This window comes from Pseudochelatococcus contaminans, assembly GCF_014195635.1.
Lineage (GTDB): Bacteria > Pseudomonadota > Alphaproteobacteria > Rhizobiales > Beijerinckiaceae > Pseudochelatococcus > Pseudochelatococcus contaminans.
In genome coordinates this window covers 627,490-643,162 of record NZ_JACICC010000001.1, presented here as the reverse complement: position 1 = coordinate 643,162, position 15,673 = coordinate 627,490, and the positions used below count along the sequence as shown (strand labels likewise).

Sequence of the window (15,673 nt, the reverse complement as noted above, 5' to 3'; positions counted from 1 at the left end):
CCCGCGACCAGTCGCCCAAAGCCATCCGGTTGCGCATGACGCAAAAATGCGACACAGCCCGCAAACCATATAGCCACAACAATCACCAACAACGTGGCCGCCGCCACCGAGCAATGAATGCATGGAATCAATGAGCTACAGCCATTCGATTTTCTCCATGAAATCCGAATGGCTGTATGAGGCGTACCAGTGAAATCGCGTCGAAGCCAGCTTGCCGCTCATGTGGTATGAATGTTGCAGAATCACAACATGGCCTGTCGTAAAAACGGCGATTGTCCGATGTGTTTTATTCCGATGTGTTTTATATCGAGTGTATCCGGTCAAGCCGCCTCTCTCACTGCGATACCGAGACGTATGCGGCGAACGGCATCACCAGATCAGCCCGCACCAGATCAACCTGGTGGCGCGCTGGCTGCCGTCCACCGGCCATCGGGCTGGCGGCAGGCTGAGCCGTTCAGTTTGTCGCGCGCGCCCTGATAATCGAGGCTGCCTTTAAAGTCACGGCAAACGAGATCGTTGCGCAGATAGGGCTTGCTTACTGCCGTGAACTCACCCGTGATCCCCGTGCGCGGATTGGCCCATGGCGCGGATTCGCCGCTGCCGACAGGATCCAGCGCCGTCGCCAGCGCGATGGACGCGAAACTCCAATCATCGGGCGTGAGCTCGGAAAATGCCCCCGGAGTCGATGCGGGATTGATGGACTGTGTCGTGATTTTGCCGTCAGCGCCGAACACGCCGCCCATGGGTACGGCAATGCTGCATGCGGCAAGCCCGCCCCCAAGTCCGATGCCAAGTCCGCCAACGAGCAGGCACGCGCGCAGAACCCGGAACGTCGGCCCATGCCGCCGTTCGCACGATGCGAGAAACCTGTACAATCTTGCGGACAGCGTCACAATGCCCTCACCTGACAACTACGCACTTGATTCTGGAGCATTAAGCCTTGGATAACTTAACGAGCGGTGACTTTTCCGAGAATGACGATCCCTTCGCGCTTTTTTCAGCCTGGCTTGCAGAGGCGGAAGCGGCGGAAATCAACGATCCCAACGCCATGGCGCTGGCAACCGTCGATGCCAGCGGACTTCCGGATGCCCGCATGGTGCTGTTGAAGTCACATGATTCTCATGGCTTTGTCTTCTTCACCAACGAAGAAAGCGCCAAGGGGCGACAGCTTGATGCTGTGCCGAAGGCGGCGCTGTTGTTCCACTGGAAAAGCCTGCGCCGGCAAGTGCGTGTTCGCGGCCTTGTGGAATCCGTCAGCGAGGCAGAATCCGACGCCTATTATACCTCCCGTCCGCGCGGCAGCCGAATCGGCGCATGGGCCTCGCAGCAGTCACGGCCGCTGGAAAGCCGCTTCGCGCTGGAGAAGGCCGTTGCCACCTACGCCGCCAGATACGCCATCGGCGAAATCCCGCGTCCGGCCTACTGGCACGGCTATCGCGTGCGCCCGCTCGCCATCGAGTTCTGGCAGGACAAGCCATTCCGCCTGCACGAGCGCATCCGGTTCGAACGCGATATTGCCGGTGAAAGCGTTACATCGTGGTCGAAAAGCCGGCTTTATCCTTGATTTGCTCGCCAGCACGAAGAAAATGAGCCGATACCCCGCCGCCGTTTCATGAGCGGGGAGGACGTCATGCGGGCAGTAAACTGATAAAAAGACCATCACGCCGAATTTGTCGCGTATGAAACATGCTCGTCATTAAATTTCATATAATGACATATATGGCGCAATCTCTCCTCACATCCTCAGGATTGCGGCTCCGCATCATGAATTATTGCCGGGAGAGACTGTCATGTGGCGCTCGGGAAGCAATCGTCAGGCGAATTTGACGCACGGAATAACTGCCATTACATCATTTTTGGTTATCATTATTTTCGTTTCATACTCGATACTCATCGACCGTCAGCAGAGCCGAGCTATTCGCGACGAAGTGGCATTGACGTTCAACAGCGCCAGCGCCCTGGCTGCGGACAGTACTGCCAACTGGTTCATCGGTCGCGTCAAACTTGCAGAGGACGTTGCCGACAGAATTGGCCGCGCCCCCTCCGCTGCCGAATATCTGTTGCAGTCGAACATATTAAAGGACCAGTTCGCCTACACCTACTTCGGCAGCGCGGATGGTTCATATTACATGTGGCCGGTTCATAATGATTTTCCGGCAGATTACGATCCGCGCAAGCGCCCTTGGTATCAAAAGGCCATGGAGGTCGGGGCCGCTCTGACGGACCCTTATATCGACGCCGGCAATCTGGGCCTTGTCGTGACAGCCGCCATCCCGGTTCTGTCCAACGGAACAATTCGCGGCGCGATTGCCGCTGACTTCACCCTGGAAGCACTCGTCAAGCAACTGGACGAGATCGAGCTTGGCGGCATGGGATATGCCTTTATTACGGATGAAACCGGAAAGATCATTATTCATCAAGATGAAAACCTGATCGATAAAAAATTCGAGGACGTATTCACCACGCCCTTCACTGCCGGACAGATATATGAAACCGCTTCGGAAGGGCGGCAGCAGTTCATCATGGCCAGAGCCATAGAGGGACTGCCCGGTGTCAAATGGTATATTGCACTGTCACTCGACAAAGACAAAGCGTATGCACCAATCTATGATTTCAGAATAATGGCTGCCATCGTTACGCTGGCTGTCTCACTCCTGACCATTTTATTATTGGCGATCCTTCTCAACAGGGGTATATCGCGCCCCCTCAATGGTATCACGACAGCCGTTAAATCACTCGCGGGCGGCAATCTCGATGTTCGTATTCCCTATCTCGACAGGCGCGACGAAATAGGCGCCATCGCTGCTGCACTGGCTGTGTTCAAGGAAAACACCATCGAGAACCGCCGCCTGCAAGAGAAAGAAGATGTCGAGAACGAGGCAAAGGTGAAGCGGGCCGAGGCCGTTGGCCGCCTCATCGGCGAGTTCGATGGCCAGATCTCACAGGCGCTTGAGACAATCCGCACCTCATCCGCAGCGCTTGAGGAAACGGCGACCTCGTTGAACGCCACCGCCGACGACAGCGCGAGCAACGTCGTGAATGTATCTGCCGCCGCCGAGCAGGCTTCCGCAAACGTCAATAACGTTGCAAGTGCGGCACGCGAACTGTCCGCCTCCATCGACGAGATATCGCGACGGGTCAACGACTCGCGCCAGATCACGCACAGGGCATCGACGTCGGTCCGCGAAACCGATGAAACCGCGCGCCAGCTCGTGGCGACCAGCGAACGCATCAACGAAATCGTGGCCATGATCAACTCCATCGCCCAGCAGACGAACCTGCTGGCGCTCAACGCCACGATCGAGGCGGCGAGAGCCGGGGAAGCAGGCAAGGGGTTTGCGGTGGTGGCGACTGAAGTCAAGTCGCTGGCCGAACAAACCGCACAAGCCACTGAAGAGATTTCCGAACAGATCAGGGCCATCCAGAGCGTTTCACGCACCGCCGTCACGGCCATCCAGGATATCGGCGCCGTTATCGAGAGCATCGGCAGCGTGTTCGACGGGATATCGGATGCCGTCTCGCAGCAAGGGCTGGCGACGCAGGAAATCGCCGGGAATATCCAGCAGGCGGCTATCGGCACACAGCAGGTTTCCGCAAAAATGCACTCGATTTCACGCGGAGCCGCCGATACTCATGACCACGCCGGCCGCGTCCTCAATTCCGCATCCGGGCTGGCAACGGAAGCCGATTCATTGCGCGGCAAGGTGGCCGACTTCTTCAAACTGATCCGCACGACCTGAAGCGAAGGGCAAAGACATGCGTCGATAGTTGCATACCGACGCATGCCCGCCCTCCCCGCTCCGGCCATAAACTGCGTCCCGGACAGCGGTTCACTGCTCTTTCTTGCGGCAACTTCTGTCGGGGGCGTTGCCGTTAGACGAATTTTATCCTATACGCAGCACGGTAAGGTCGCCCGGCGGGTCGGGTTCGGCGACCGATCATATCAAATCGCCAGATTCATTGCGGTGACATCATCGTGTCATCCAACAATGACATCTGGCCGTGTTACATCAATGCGGCCGCGCGCGACCAGCGCGGGCAGGGACACCTATGAAGCTGCGCAACATTGCGATTATCGCCCACGTCGACCACGGCAAGACAACGCTCGTGGACAAACTCCTCCAGCAATCGGGCGCGTTCCGTGAAAACCAACGCGTGGCCGAACGCGTCATGGACTCGGGCGACATCGAAAAGGAACGCGGCATCACCATTCTCGCCAAGGCGACATCGGTGGTGTGGGGCGACACACGCATCAACATCGTCGACACGCCCGGCCACGCCGACTTCGGCGGCGAGGTGGAGCGTATCCTGAACATGGTCGACGGCGCTATCGTGCTCGTCGACGCCGCTGAAGGCCCGATGCCTCAGACCAAGTTCGTCGTCTCCAAGGCGCTGAAAATCGGCCTGCGTCCCATCGTGGCCGTCAACAAGGTCGACCGTCCGGACGGACGCCCGCAGGAAGTCATCAATGAGGTGTTCGACCTGTTCGCGGCGCTGGACGCCACCGACGAGCAGCTCGACTTCCCGATCCTCTACGGTTCCGGCCGCGATGGCTGGATGGCTCTGACGCCGGAAGGCCCGAAGGATCAGGGTCTGGACCCGCTGTTCAACCTCGTGCTGGAACACGTTCCCCCGGCAAAGGTCGAGGAAGGCGGTTTCCGCATGCTCGGCACGCTGCTTGAGGCCAACCCCTTCCTGGGCCGCATCATCACCGGCCGCATCTCGTCCGGCACCGTCAAGCCGAACCAGGCGATCAAGGTCATCGACCGCGAGGGCAACCTCGTCGAGCAGGGCCGTATTTCGAAGATCCTCGCCTTCCGTGGCATCGAGCGTCAGCCCATCGAGCTTGGTGAAGCAGGCGATATCGTTTCCATCGCCGGCCTGACCAAGGGCACGGTGGCCGACACCTTCTGCGCGCCGGAAGTGAACGAGCCGATCCTCGCCCAGCCTATCGACCCGCCGACCGTGACGATGTCGTTCCTCGTGAACGACTCCCCGCTTGCCGGCACCGAGGGCGACAAGGTCACGAGCCGCATGATCCGCGACCGCCTCTTCCGCGAGGCAGAGGGTAACGTGACCCTCAAGATCGAGGAATCGGGCGACAAGGATTCGTTCTTCGTCTCCGGCCGCGGCGAATTGCAGCTCGCGATCCTGATCGAGACCATGCGCCGCGAAGGCTTCGAGTTGGCCGTGTCGCGTCCGCGCGTCGTGTTCAGCCGCGACGAGGATGGCAACCTGCTCGAGCCCATCGAGGAAGTCGTCATCGACGTGGATGAGGAGTTCTCCGGCTCCGTCGTGCAGAAGATGTCCGAGCGTCGCGCCGAGATGATCGAGATGCGTCCTTCGGGCGGCAACCGTCAGCGTCTGCTGTTTCATGCGCCCACGCGCGGCCTTATCGGCTACCAGTCCGAACTGCTGACGGATACGCGCGGCACGGCGATCATGAACCGCCTGTTCCACGCCTATGCCCCATACCGTGGTGAGATCCCCGGCCGCCGCAACGGCGTGCTGATCTCCAACGATCAGGGCGAAGCCGTGGCTTACGCACTGTGGAACCTCGAAGATCGTGGCCCGATGATGATCGAGCCCGGCTGGAAGGTTTACACCGGCATGATCGTTGGCGAGCATAACCGTGAGAACGACCTTGAGGTCAATGTTCTCAAGGGCAAGAAGCTCACCAACATCCGCACCACGTCGAAGGACGAAGCGGTGCGTCTGACGCCGCCGATCCGCATGACGCTGGAACGCTCTCTCGCCTGGATCCAGGACGATGAGCTTGTGGAAGTGACGCCCAAGTCCATCCGCCTGCGCAAGATCCACCTCGATCCGAACGAGCGCAAGCGCGCCGAGCGGTCGAAGGAAAGCGTGGGCTGATTGGCCGCTATACGCGGGATATAATGCCAACGCTCACGCAGGCAGATTTTACCGCCGAGCTTCAAATCAACCCCTGCCGCTATGCGGCGGGGGTTTTTGATTCTCTGATTCTGTCAGTCGATGCTCAGCCGGGAACTTCAGTCGGTCGCCGCTGTTCTCAAGGCACTCCATTTCCCAAAAACAAAAAGCCCGCCGAAAGCATCGGCGGGCTTTTGATCTTTTTAGGCCACCTCGGCAGGTGAACCGACTATTGTGCCAGTCAGGCCAATTAGCGCGAGTAGAACTCGACGATGAGGTGCGGTTCCTGCACAACAGGGTACGGCACATCGCTCAGCGTTGGAACGCGCACGAAACGGGCAGCAAGCTTGTTGTGGTCGACATCGACATAATCCGGCACATCACGCTCGCCAAGAGCGACCGACTCAAGCACGATGGCAAGCTGGCGAGATGCTTCCTTCACCTCGATGACGTCACCGGGACGCACGAGATAGCTCGGAATGTTCACGCGGCGGCCATTGACCTTGACGTGGCCATGGTTGACGAACTGACGGGCTGCGAACACGGTCGGCACGAACTTGGCGCGGTAGACAACCGCGTCGAGACGACGCTCCAGCAAGCCGATCAGGTTCTCACCCGTATCGCCGCGCAGACGGGCTGCCTCGACGTAATAACGGTGGAACTGCTTCTCGGAAATGTTGCCGTAGTAGCCCTTCAGCTTCTGCTTGGCGCGCAGCTGCACACCGAAGTCCGAAAGCTTGCCCTTGCGGCGCTGGCCGTGCTGGCCGGGGCCGTATTCACGGCGGTTGACGGGGCTCTTGGGGCGACCCCAGATGTTTTCGCCAAGGCGGCGATCAATTTTGTACTTGGCCGAAATTCTTTTCGACATTCGCGTGTCCTCTCAAAAGGTTCGATCATGAGGAACGCGCCCTCCTCTTCCCCCTGCGGGGAGACGACAGATCCAGCAAATCCATAAGGACGAGCGGACCACGGGAGCGTAAAACGCCAGCGCGAGCCGTCAAGGCCCGCGCTGGTAAGGCTGTTGGTAGCCTCCTTTGCCGCCGATGTCAAACACCTGTCACATCGGAAGCCCATTTTTTACTATCCTCCACAACCAGCCCGCGCTCCAAAAGCGCCGAAGCCAACGGGCCGGATGGAGCCGCTCCCGATGTGAAGATCGCTTTCGCCGGCCCTGCGGCCTCCACACCCTGCGGTGCATCACCGATGAAGTGAAGCATGCGCCGCGCAATAGCCGGTGCGGGGTCGATCCACGCAACCGGCCAAGGCGCAAGCGCGTCGAAGCGTTGCAGCAATAGCGGATAATGCGTGCAGGCCAGCACAACCATGTCCGTGCGCCGCGCCTCGCGTTCGATGAACACAGGGGCCATTTCGTCCCGCAAAACGGCGTCATCCACAGGCTGTCCGGCAAGCTCTTGCTCTGCGAACCCCGCGAGACGGGTGGAGCCAACGAGATTGACACGGCATGAATCCGCGAACTTGCGGATAAGCTCGTGCGTATAAACCCGCGCCACGGTGCCCGGGGTTGCCAACACCGTCACCTCCCCGCTCGCGGTTTGTTCAGCGGCAGGCTTGATTGCGGGAACCGTGCCGACAAACGGAATGGTGGAATGCTCGCGCAGCGCCGGCAGCACCAGCGTCGATGCCGTGTTGCAGGCGATGACGACAATGTCGGGCGACAACCGTGCGATGAGATCACCCATCAGTGCGACGACGCGGGCCAGCAATCTGTCCGCCGGCATACCGCCATAAGGAAAGCCGGCGTCATCCGCGACATAAATAAAGTCAGCATCAGGCCGCGCCTTGCGCAGTTCCGCGTAGACAGTCAGCCCCCCGACGCCTGAGTCGAAGACCAGCACGCGGGGAACGCCGGAGGCGACAGAAGGGTCAGCGATCATCGGCAAACGAGCCTCAAACTCAAAAGACCAGACCAGCTTTGCGTTTCAACGAAATGTCGAGGCTATCGGTCTACTCCCCCTTCGTTAACGGATCGTCCTTTTTCACCGGCGGAACCGGCCCGCGCCGCAAGATCGATGTAGCGCCCCGCAAGGTCTTGACGTCCTGCTCGGTCATCGACAGGCGCAACAGAATATCTCGCAGATTGCGAATCATCGCCGGTTTCTTTTCCGGTGCCGGGAAGAAGCCGCAAGTATCCAGCTCATCCTCAAGCCAGGTAAAGAACGACACCACTGCCTCACGCTTCGCGGGTGGCGAGCGCTCTTCCGGATTGAACGGCAACTGGCCATGCGCCTGTTTGAACCATTCATAGCCCACAAGCAGCACGGCTTGCGCCAGATTGAGCGAGGCATTGGCCGGATCGACAGGGAAGGTGATGATTGCATCCGCCAGCGCAACCTCATCGTTATCAAGACCAGTGCGCTCACGACCAAACAGGATGCCGACCTTTTCCGCACCCTGGATTCGCCCATGAATCTGGGTGACGGCCTCGTCAGCGCCCAGCACGCGTTTCATCTGCCCGCGTTCACGCGCGGTCGTTGCATAAACAGCGTTGAGATCGGCGACCGCCGACAGCAAGTCCGGATAAACCGTGGCACGTTCCAGCACATGGGCGGCATTGGCGGCGGTGATGACCGCGCGCTCGTTCGGCCATCCGTCACGCGGATTGACGATGCGCATATCGGACAGACCGAAATTCGCCATTGCCCGCGCCGCCATGCCGATATTCTCGCCCATCTGCGGCTCGACGAGAATAACCTGCGGCCCGCCCGTGATAGGCGTGAGACTATGATTTGTACCGGCACCGGTCATGCTTGTTCTTTCGGAGAATCTGAGATCGCACGCTCTTATATAAAGCGCATGTCGCCCGAAGGGACATATCAGCAGTGACGCAACCAACTCAACCCGATTATCCGCATTTGCATCAGGGCCGAGGCAGCCACGAAAGGCGGAACCTCAAGGGCTTGCTCGCCAAGCATAGATCATGCCTTATGAGTCATATCTCAAGAAAAACTAAGACAATGCGACCTTGCTCGAAACATAGCGTTCGGTCTATTGATTGACTCATATAATTTTATGCGTATATTGACGCCATCATGATTACGATTCGCTCAAACTGCATTAACGACAAGCGCTTCCGAGGATCAGAGACAGTCTGATATCCCTTTCGGCTGCGCGTCAGGTTTTTTAAAAACCTGCAGCGACGTTCATGAATTTCCCAATCAACAACTGACAATGCGTGCTGTCTTGTGTGGACAAACTTCCACACAATTCATGCCGTCAACGCGTCCCTAACGGGATGGCGGCCGAACTCTGAGGAGGGTCCGGTGAACAATCACGATCTTTTTCGCTATGATGATGTTGCTCTCGATATTCCGGCCGTAACGCAGCACGACGTGCTCGCGTGGCTGTCGGAAACGATCGGCTCCCGATCCGGGCTGGACGAAGACGACATCTTCCAGGCCTTGTCGTGGCGGCATAAGCTGGGCTCGACAGCCATCAACCACGGCGTTGCAGTGCCTCACGCTCGTATATCGTCGGCGAAAGAGCCAAGCATCGCCTTCACACGCCTGAAGGAACCGATCGAGTTCGGTGCGCCTGACGGGCGCCCAGTCGATCTCGTTTTCGCAGTGATCTGGCCTTCCACCGCACGAGATCTGTTCTTCAAAACGCTGGCAGCGATCTGCCGCGTGCCTAAAGAACCAAAGCTGCTGGACAGGCTGCGGGATACTTCATGCTCTATCGAAGCCGGCGCTCTACTTGCGCAGGCTGTCGAGTCATAAGCCAACAAAGGCAACCCATTGCCATAAGCCTCACTCTCACGCGAGACATAAAATGCTCGCGTGAGAGATCCGCTCAAGCCGGCACGACGAGACCATCGCGGATCGTTATCTGGCGATCCATGCGCGAAGCGAGATCGAGGTTATGCGTCGCAATCAGCGCCCCTACACGCGACGCACGCACCAGCGCAATCAGCGTTGCGAAAACATGCGACGCCGTCTTCGGGTCGAGGTTGCCTGTCGGCTCATCCGCAAGCAGCAGGCGCGGTGCATTTGCAAGCGCCCGTGCGATAGCAACGCGCTGCTGCTCACCTCCCGACAGCTCCGCCGGACGATGCTCCAGTCGCGCGCCAAGGCCGAGAAATGATAGCAGTTCCTTCGCGCGCCCTTGCGCGGTGTCGCGATCCAGCCCACGAATGAGCTGTGGCAGGCAGACATTTTCCAGCGCCGAAAACTCGGGCAGCAGATGATGGAATTGATACACGAAACCGATCTCAAGCCGCCGCAGACGCGTGCGGCCGGCATCGTCAAGCTGAACGGTTGGTTGCGAACCGATATACACTTCGCCCGAATCAGGCTTTTCGAGCAACCCTGCGCAATGAAGCAGCGTTGATTTGCCCGAGCCCGATGGCGCAACCAGCGCGACGATCTCGCCCGGCCACACGGCTGCATCCGCGCCGCGCAAAATTTCCAGCGTGCCCTGTCCCTGCTTGTAATGGCGTTCGACGCGGGACAAAAACAGGGCGGGTGTCGGCGTGCTGCTCATAAGATCACCCGTAACGCAAGGCTTCAACAGGGTCGAGGCGCGCGGCCCGCCAGCTGGGATAAATGGTTGCAGCGAGAGACAGCAACATCGCCGTGATCACCACGGTCGCCACCTCCCCCGGCTCGATCACGGCGGGAAGACGGCTGAGGAAGTAGATCTCCGCCGAAAACAGGTCCGTGCCGCTCAGTGACGACAGGAACGCCCGGATGGATTCCACGTTCAGCGTTATCAGCAGCCCGAGCAAAAATCCCGCCAACGTGCCCGTGACGCCAATGGATGCGCCGGTAATCAGGAACACCCGCATGATGGTGCCGCGCGTCGCGCCCATGGTGCGCAAAATCGCGATGTCCGCGCTTTTGTCCTTCACCAGCATGATCAGGCCGGAAATGATGTTGAGCGCCGCGACCAGCACGATCATCAGCAGGATCAGGAACATCACGTTGCGCTCCACCTCCAGCGCGGAGAAGAACGTTCGGTTTCGCTGCCGCCAGTCCGTCATCATGATCTGCCGCCCGGCAGCGGCATCGATGGCGGTGCGCAGTTCATCGACGCGATCGGCGTTTTCCGCGAACACCTCGATGACAGTGACGTCGCCGTCACGATTGAAGTAGGCCTGCGCCTCTTCAAGCGGCATATACACAAAGGCGGCGTCGAACTCGGACATGCCGATCTCAAACACCGCCACGATGGGATATGACTTGATGCGCGGCGCTGTGCCAAAGGGCGTTGCCGCACCTTTGGGCGAAACGAGCGTCAGGGTATCCCCCTCGCGCAGGCTCAACTGTTCCGACAGGCGGCGGCCGATGGCCACGCCTCCCTTTTCGTTGAAGCCTTCCAGCGACCCCTCGCGAATGGTGCCCGCGATGAAGGGAATCGCGCTGATGTCCTGCTCGCGAATACCGCGCACCAGCACACCGCCGGCATTGTAGGGAGATGACGCGAGCGCCTGCCCCTCCACCATCGGCACGGCGCGCACGACGCCCGGCAATGCGGCGATACGCCCGGAAACCTCTTCGAAATCGCGCAGTGGCGTATCGATGGGCGCGATGAAGATATGGCCGTTGACGCCGATGATCTTGCTCAACAATTCGGCCCTGAAGCCGTTCATCACCGACATGACCACGATCAGCGTGGCCACACCCAGCATCACCCCAGCAAAGGAAAAACCGGCGATGATCGAGATGAATCCTTCCCGCCGGCGCGCACGCAGATAGCGCCACGCCAGCAGCCATTCGAAGGCCGCGAAAGCCCGTGTCGCGCCGGAAGCGGCGCCTTGGGCCTTGGTCGATTGCGCCTTCGCCATGATGGAAGCCTCACCTGTCAGTCTGGGGGTGTGCCGGAATTCAAGCGACGATCACGATGCGATGCGTTCCACGGCATCTTCGACGGACAGCAGTTCGCGCTCGCCCGTAGCGCGGCGCTTCACCTCGACCTTGCCCTCGGCCAGCGACTTGGGACCAACCAGCACTTGCCAAGGCGAGCCGATGAGATCGGCGGTCGCGAACTTTGCCCCCGGCCGCTCGTCGCGGTCGTCGTAGAGAACATCAAAGCCACGGGCGGTGAGCGCCGTCTCGATACGCCGCGCTGCAACGTCCGTCGCTTCGTCACCCACTTTGAGATTGAGCAGGCTGACATGGAACGGCGCAACCGGATCTGGCCAGATAATGCCGGCTTCATCATGGTTGGCTTCGATAAGCGCTGCGACTAGCCGCGAGGGACCGATGCCATACGAGCCCATGTGCAGCAGATGATCGCGACCGTCTGAGCCGGCGACGCTCAAGCCGAATGGCTCGGAATACTTAGTGCCGAAGTAGAAGATATGCCCCACCTCGATACCCCGTGCCGAGACCTGCTTGGCCGGCGCGATAGCTTCGAAAGTCGCAGGATCGTGCTTCTCGGACGTCGCGGCATAGAGCGATGTCCAGCGGTCGAAAATGGCCTGCAGGGCCTCCTTGTCCTCAAAATCCGTATCCGCTGCCGGAATTGGGAAATCGAGAAAGTCCTGATGACAGAAAACCTCGCTCTCACCAGTGGAGGCGAGAATGATGAACTCGTGGCTGAGGTCACCGCCGATAGGCCCCGTATCCGCCTGCATCGGAATGGCCTTCAGGCCAAGGCGGGAGAACGTGCGCAAATACGCGGTGAACATACGGTTGTAAGAGTGGCGCGCTTCCTCGGCATCGATGTCGAACGAGTAAGCGTCCTTCATCAGGAACTCGCGAGAGCGCATCGTGCCGAAGCGCGGACGGATCTCATCGCGGAATTTCCACTGAATATGGTAGAGATTGAGCGGCAGATCCTTATAGGATCGCACGTAAGCGCGCGCGATGTCCGTAACCATTTCCTCGTTGGTCGGACCATAAAGCATCTCGCGATCATGCCGGTCGCGGATACGTAGCATCTCCTTGCCATATGCATCGTAGCGGCCCGATTCGCGCCACAGGTCTGCCGGTTGAATGGTCGGCATCAGGATTTCCTGCGCGCCGGCCCGCACCTGCTCCTCACGGATGATTGCGGTGATCTTGTTGAGAACGCGCAAACCGAGCGGCAGCCACGAATATATCCCCGCGGACTGCTGGCGGATGAGGCCGGCCCGCAGCATCAGGCGGTGGGAGGCGATCTCCGCCTCCTTGGGAGTTTCGCGGAGGTTCGGGAGAAAATAGCGGCTGAGGCGCATGGCTGTCCTGACTGGCGGCACGAACGGCGTGAGGGTGGAATCGATTTGCAACCTTTATACGGCAATCTGATGTCGCGTACATCCGCACCCCATCAAAAACTGCGGTCCAGGCACAAACTGCTGCGTTTATTGGAAAGAGCCGCCGAGGAAGAGCTGGAATGCCACCGGCCAATTGCCAAGGATGCGTTAAAGCCCATGCTGTTTCAGATGCATGTATAAAGTGATGACAAGTTGCGAGGAATGTCGTATGAGTCACGCGGCTGGCAAATGGAAGGGCCTTGTCGTTCTTCCAGTGCGGTCCAAGTCTCGGGAGGAAATCTGTCGCGCGCGGTCAACGCCGTATAAAAAACAGCGGCCTTTGGCGTTGCGGCAGATTGGGAATTTGTTCTAACTTTAAGAGCAGGGCTACGGCCCTGCTCTTTTATTTTGCCATGCCATATTTCAACAATGTCAAAGCCCTGATACTCTATCAACGGATTTCCACGAAGTTCCTCGCCTCGACCGCGAAAGCATGGAATGCTCGGGTCTATAACGGGTGGATGCTCTGATAGAGTGGAAAAACTCGCCTTATAAATTTTACATTTTACGGTAACTTGCGCCCGACTTGATGGATCGATTTGAACGCAAACTGCTCAAAATTCAAAGAACTCCGAGAGCAATACAACAACGCCGAGCACGACAGCCGACAAAAGCGTGGTCACCAGTGCTTTGCGCGCAATGCGAGGCGTCTGAGGCGCGCCGGGCTCCGTGCCCGGAGCCACTTGATCCTCATGCTGTCCTCGCACACCAAATGGCAACACTGCGAACAGCACAATCCACCATATGAGAAAATAAAGGGCCACCATGCCCACGATGCTGTCCGCCATATTACGTCATGTCATGGCAGGACAGCATGTGCGCAGAGCTCAAATGCGCTAGGTTAGACGGTGATGACATGCGCGTGGCAGACCGGCTTCTTTCCCCACTTGCGCTGTACTTCCGATCGCACAGCCCGCTCGACAGCATTGACCACAGCATCAGGGTCGCGCCGGCGTGCCTTTGGCAACGATTCGATTAGCTCCACCACGACCTGACCGATTGCCTCATCGAAAACTTCGCCATCGGAATTCATAGGAGGCAGTCCGCTTGACCCGATGGAGACATCGCCAGCCAACTCACCGCGATCCGTCAGCGCGATGGCGACAGAAACCACGCCAGCGAATGCCAGCTTGCGCCGCTCCGGAATGGTGCGCTCCTGCGAATCCACGAGCAAATCGCCGTCCTGATAGACACGCCCGACAGGCACCTCGTCGATGACACGCGCCTCCCCGGGGGCAAACCGCACCATCTCGCCATCCTCGGCACGGAGAATGACCTGCACGCCCTGCTTGCGCGCGAACTCCCGCTGCCCGGCAAGATGCATCGGCTCGCCGTGCACCGGCAATACGATACGCGGACGAACCCACTGATACATCTGCTCAAGCTCTCCGCGGCGCGGATGACCGGAAGCATGAACCAGCGCATCATGATCGGTAATAACCTCGACGCCTCGGCGAACAAGATTATTGATGATGGTGTTGATGGCCTTCTCATTCCCCGGAATAGCCCGAGACGAGAAGATAACGCGATCCCCGGCAGCCAGGGAAATGTCCGGGTGAGTATCCGTCGCCACCCGCGCCATAGCGGCCCTGCCCTCCCCCTGAGAACCAGTGAGCAACGCCACGACCTTGTCACGCGGCAGCTGGTCATAGACTTCCGGCGACAAGAACGGCGGCAAGCCATCGAGGTAGCCGAGCTCTCCCGCCACCGACACGACGCGATCCATCGCACGACCAACGACGACGACATCACGTCCGGCTTTCTGGGCTGCCAGAGCCACCGCACGCACCCGAGCGACGTTCGAAGCAAATGTGGTCACAGCCACGCGATGCGGCGATGCGGCAATAATTTCCGCCAGATTATTGGCAACTTCCGTCTCGCTGGGGCTAATTCCATCGCGCAAAGCGTTGGTGGAATCGCAGACCATGGCGAGCACGCCCTCATCGCCGATTTCGGCCAGCCGCTCGCCATCCGTAGGACGCCCCACCACCGGTTCAGGATCGAGACGCCAGTCGCCTGTATGCAGAACGGTGCCAAGCGGCGTGCGAATTGCCAGCGCAGTGGCCTCGGGAATCGAATGCGCTACCGGGATGAGTTCGATATCGAACGGATCAAGATTGATCCGGCCGTTCTGCGCAACACGCCGCAGCGGAATTTTAGGCGCGCCCGGTTCTGAAAGGCGACGCATCTCCAGCAGGCCGGCGGCAAATGGCGTGCAATAAACCGGCACTTCAAGTTGCGGCCACAGCCGCGCCAATGCCCCGATATGATCCTCATGGGCGTGCGTAATCACAATTCCCAGAAGATCGCGGCGCTCCTCGACGATGAATCGAATATCCGGGAACACCAGATCGACGCCCGGCGCTTCTTCTCCGGCAAAGCTGATACCGCAATCAACCATGACCCATTTACGGCGATCTTCCGGGCCGAAGCCATAGAGGCCGAGATTCATGCCGATCTCGCCAAGCCCTCCAAGGGCTACGAACACCAGTTCGTCGTTACGACGGGCCATAAGTCAACTTTCCT

The 15,673-nt window shown here is 59.2% G+C and carries 13 protein-coding genes and 1 pseudogene; 5 read left to right on the top strand and 9 right to left on the bottom strand.

Features of this window, described 5'->3' with window-relative positions; translation table 11 throughout:
• Positions 1-392: 392 nt before the first annotated feature.
• A complete protein-coding gene (locus tag FHS81_RS02745; RefSeq protein ID WP_183750476.1) occupies positions 393-893 on the bottom strand; it encodes an RT0821/Lpp0805 family surface protein in 501 nt (166 codons plus the stop codon).
• A gap of 47 nt (positions 894-940) precedes the next feature.
• On the opposite strand from FHS81_RS02745, the gene pdxH reads away from it, so the two are divergent.
• From pdxH to FHS81_RS02725, 4 genes and pseudogenes are all read left to right on the top strand, one after another.
• Positions 941-1,564 (top strand): pyridoxamine 5'-phosphate oxidase, encoded by a 624-nt coding sequence (pdxH, locus tag FHS81_RS02740; RefSeq protein WP_183750475.1) that lies wholly within the window; start codon positions 941-943, stop codon positions 1,562-1,564.
• Between the two features lie 355 nt (positions 1,565-1,919).
• A pseudogene (locus FHS81_RS02735) lies at positions 1,920-3,740 on the top strand (methyl-accepting chemotaxis protein); the annotation flags it as partial.
• 310 nt (positions 3,741-4,050) lie between these two features.
• Entirely contained in the window at positions 4,051-5,874 is a 1,824-nt protein-coding gene (gene typA / locus FHS81_RS02730) for a translational GTPase TypA (protein ID WP_183750473.1), read from the top strand.
• A 23-nt stretch (positions 5,875-5,897) separates the two neighbouring features.
• Positions 5,898-6,116 (top strand): hypothetical protein, encoded by a 219-nt coding sequence (locus FHS81_RS02725; protein ID WP_183750472.1) that lies wholly within the window; start codon positions 5,898-5,900, stop codon positions 6,114-6,116.
• A 26-nt stretch (positions 6,117-6,142) separates the two neighbouring features.
• On the opposite strand, the gene rpsD is transcribed toward FHS81_RS02725, so the two are convergent.
• The 3 genes from rpsD to FHS81_RS02710 all read right to left on the bottom strand — a co-directional run bounded on the left by rpsD (position 6,143) and on the right by FHS81_RS02710 (position 8,658).
• The gene (gene rpsD, locus FHS81_RS02720; RefSeq protein WP_183750471.1) at positions 6,143-6,760 is read right to left on the bottom strand and encodes a 30S ribosomal protein S4; all 618 of its coding nucleotides are present in this window, start codon (positions 6,758-6,760) and stop codon (positions 6,143-6,145) included.
• Between the two features lie 178 nt (positions 6,761-6,938).
• Positions 6,939-7,787, bottom strand: coding sequence for a glutamate racemase (gene murI, locus FHS81_RS02715; protein WP_183750769.1), 849 nt, complete (start codon positions 7,785-7,787; stop codon positions 6,939-6,941).
• 70 nt (positions 7,788-7,857) lie between these two features.
• Positions 7,858-8,658 carry an RNA methyltransferase gene (locus tag FHS81_RS02710; RefSeq protein ID WP_183750470.1) on the bottom strand — a complete coding sequence of 267 codons (801 nt, stop codon included), beginning with the start codon at positions 8,656-8,658 and terminating at the stop codon, positions 7,858-7,860.
• A gap of 515 nt (positions 8,659-9,173) precedes the next feature.
• Here FHS81_RS02710 and FHS81_RS02705 point away from each other — a divergent pair.
• Positions 9,174-9,629, top strand: a complete 456-nt coding sequence (locus FHS81_RS02705) for a PTS sugar transporter subunit IIA (protein ID WP_183750469.1) — start codon at positions 9,174-9,176, stop codon at positions 9,627-9,629.
• Positions 9,630-9,702: 73 nt separating this feature from the next.
• Here FHS81_RS02705 and FHS81_RS02700 read toward each other — a convergent pair whose 3' ends face one another.
• From FHS81_RS02700 to FHS81_RS02680, 5 genes are all read right to left on the bottom strand, one after another.
• Complete coding sequence (locus FHS81_RS02700) at positions 9,703-10,392, bottom strand: ABC transporter ATP-binding protein (RefSeq protein ID WP_183750468.1); 690 nt, start codon at positions 10,390-10,392, stop codon at positions 9,703-9,705.
• Between the two features lie 4 nt (positions 10,393-10,396).
• The gene (locus FHS81_RS02695) at positions 10,397-11,695 is read right to left on the bottom strand and encodes a lipoprotein-releasing ABC transporter permease subunit (RefSeq protein WP_183750467.1); all 1,299 of its coding nucleotides are present in this window, start codon (positions 11,693-11,695) and stop codon (positions 10,397-10,399) included.
• A gap of 51 nt (positions 11,696-11,746) precedes the next feature.
• Complete coding sequence (gene proS, locus FHS81_RS02690; RefSeq protein WP_183750768.1) at positions 11,747-13,069, bottom strand: proline--tRNA ligase; 1,323 nt, start codon at positions 13,067-13,069, stop codon at positions 11,747-11,749.
• A 632-nt stretch (positions 13,070-13,701) separates the two neighbouring features.
• Positions 13,702-13,935: a DUF1467 family protein gene (locus FHS81_RS02685; protein ID WP_183750466.1), complete on the bottom strand. Its 234-nt coding sequence runs from the start codon at positions 13,933-13,935 to the stop codon at positions 13,702-13,704.
• Between the two features lie 53 nt (positions 13,936-13,988).
• Positions 13,989-15,659 carry a ribonuclease J gene (locus tag FHS81_RS02680; RefSeq protein ID WP_183750465.1) on the bottom strand — a complete coding sequence of 557 codons (1,671 nt, stop codon included), beginning with the start codon at positions 15,657-15,659 and terminating at the stop codon, positions 13,989-13,991.
• Positions 15,660-15,673: the final 14 nt, after the last annotated feature.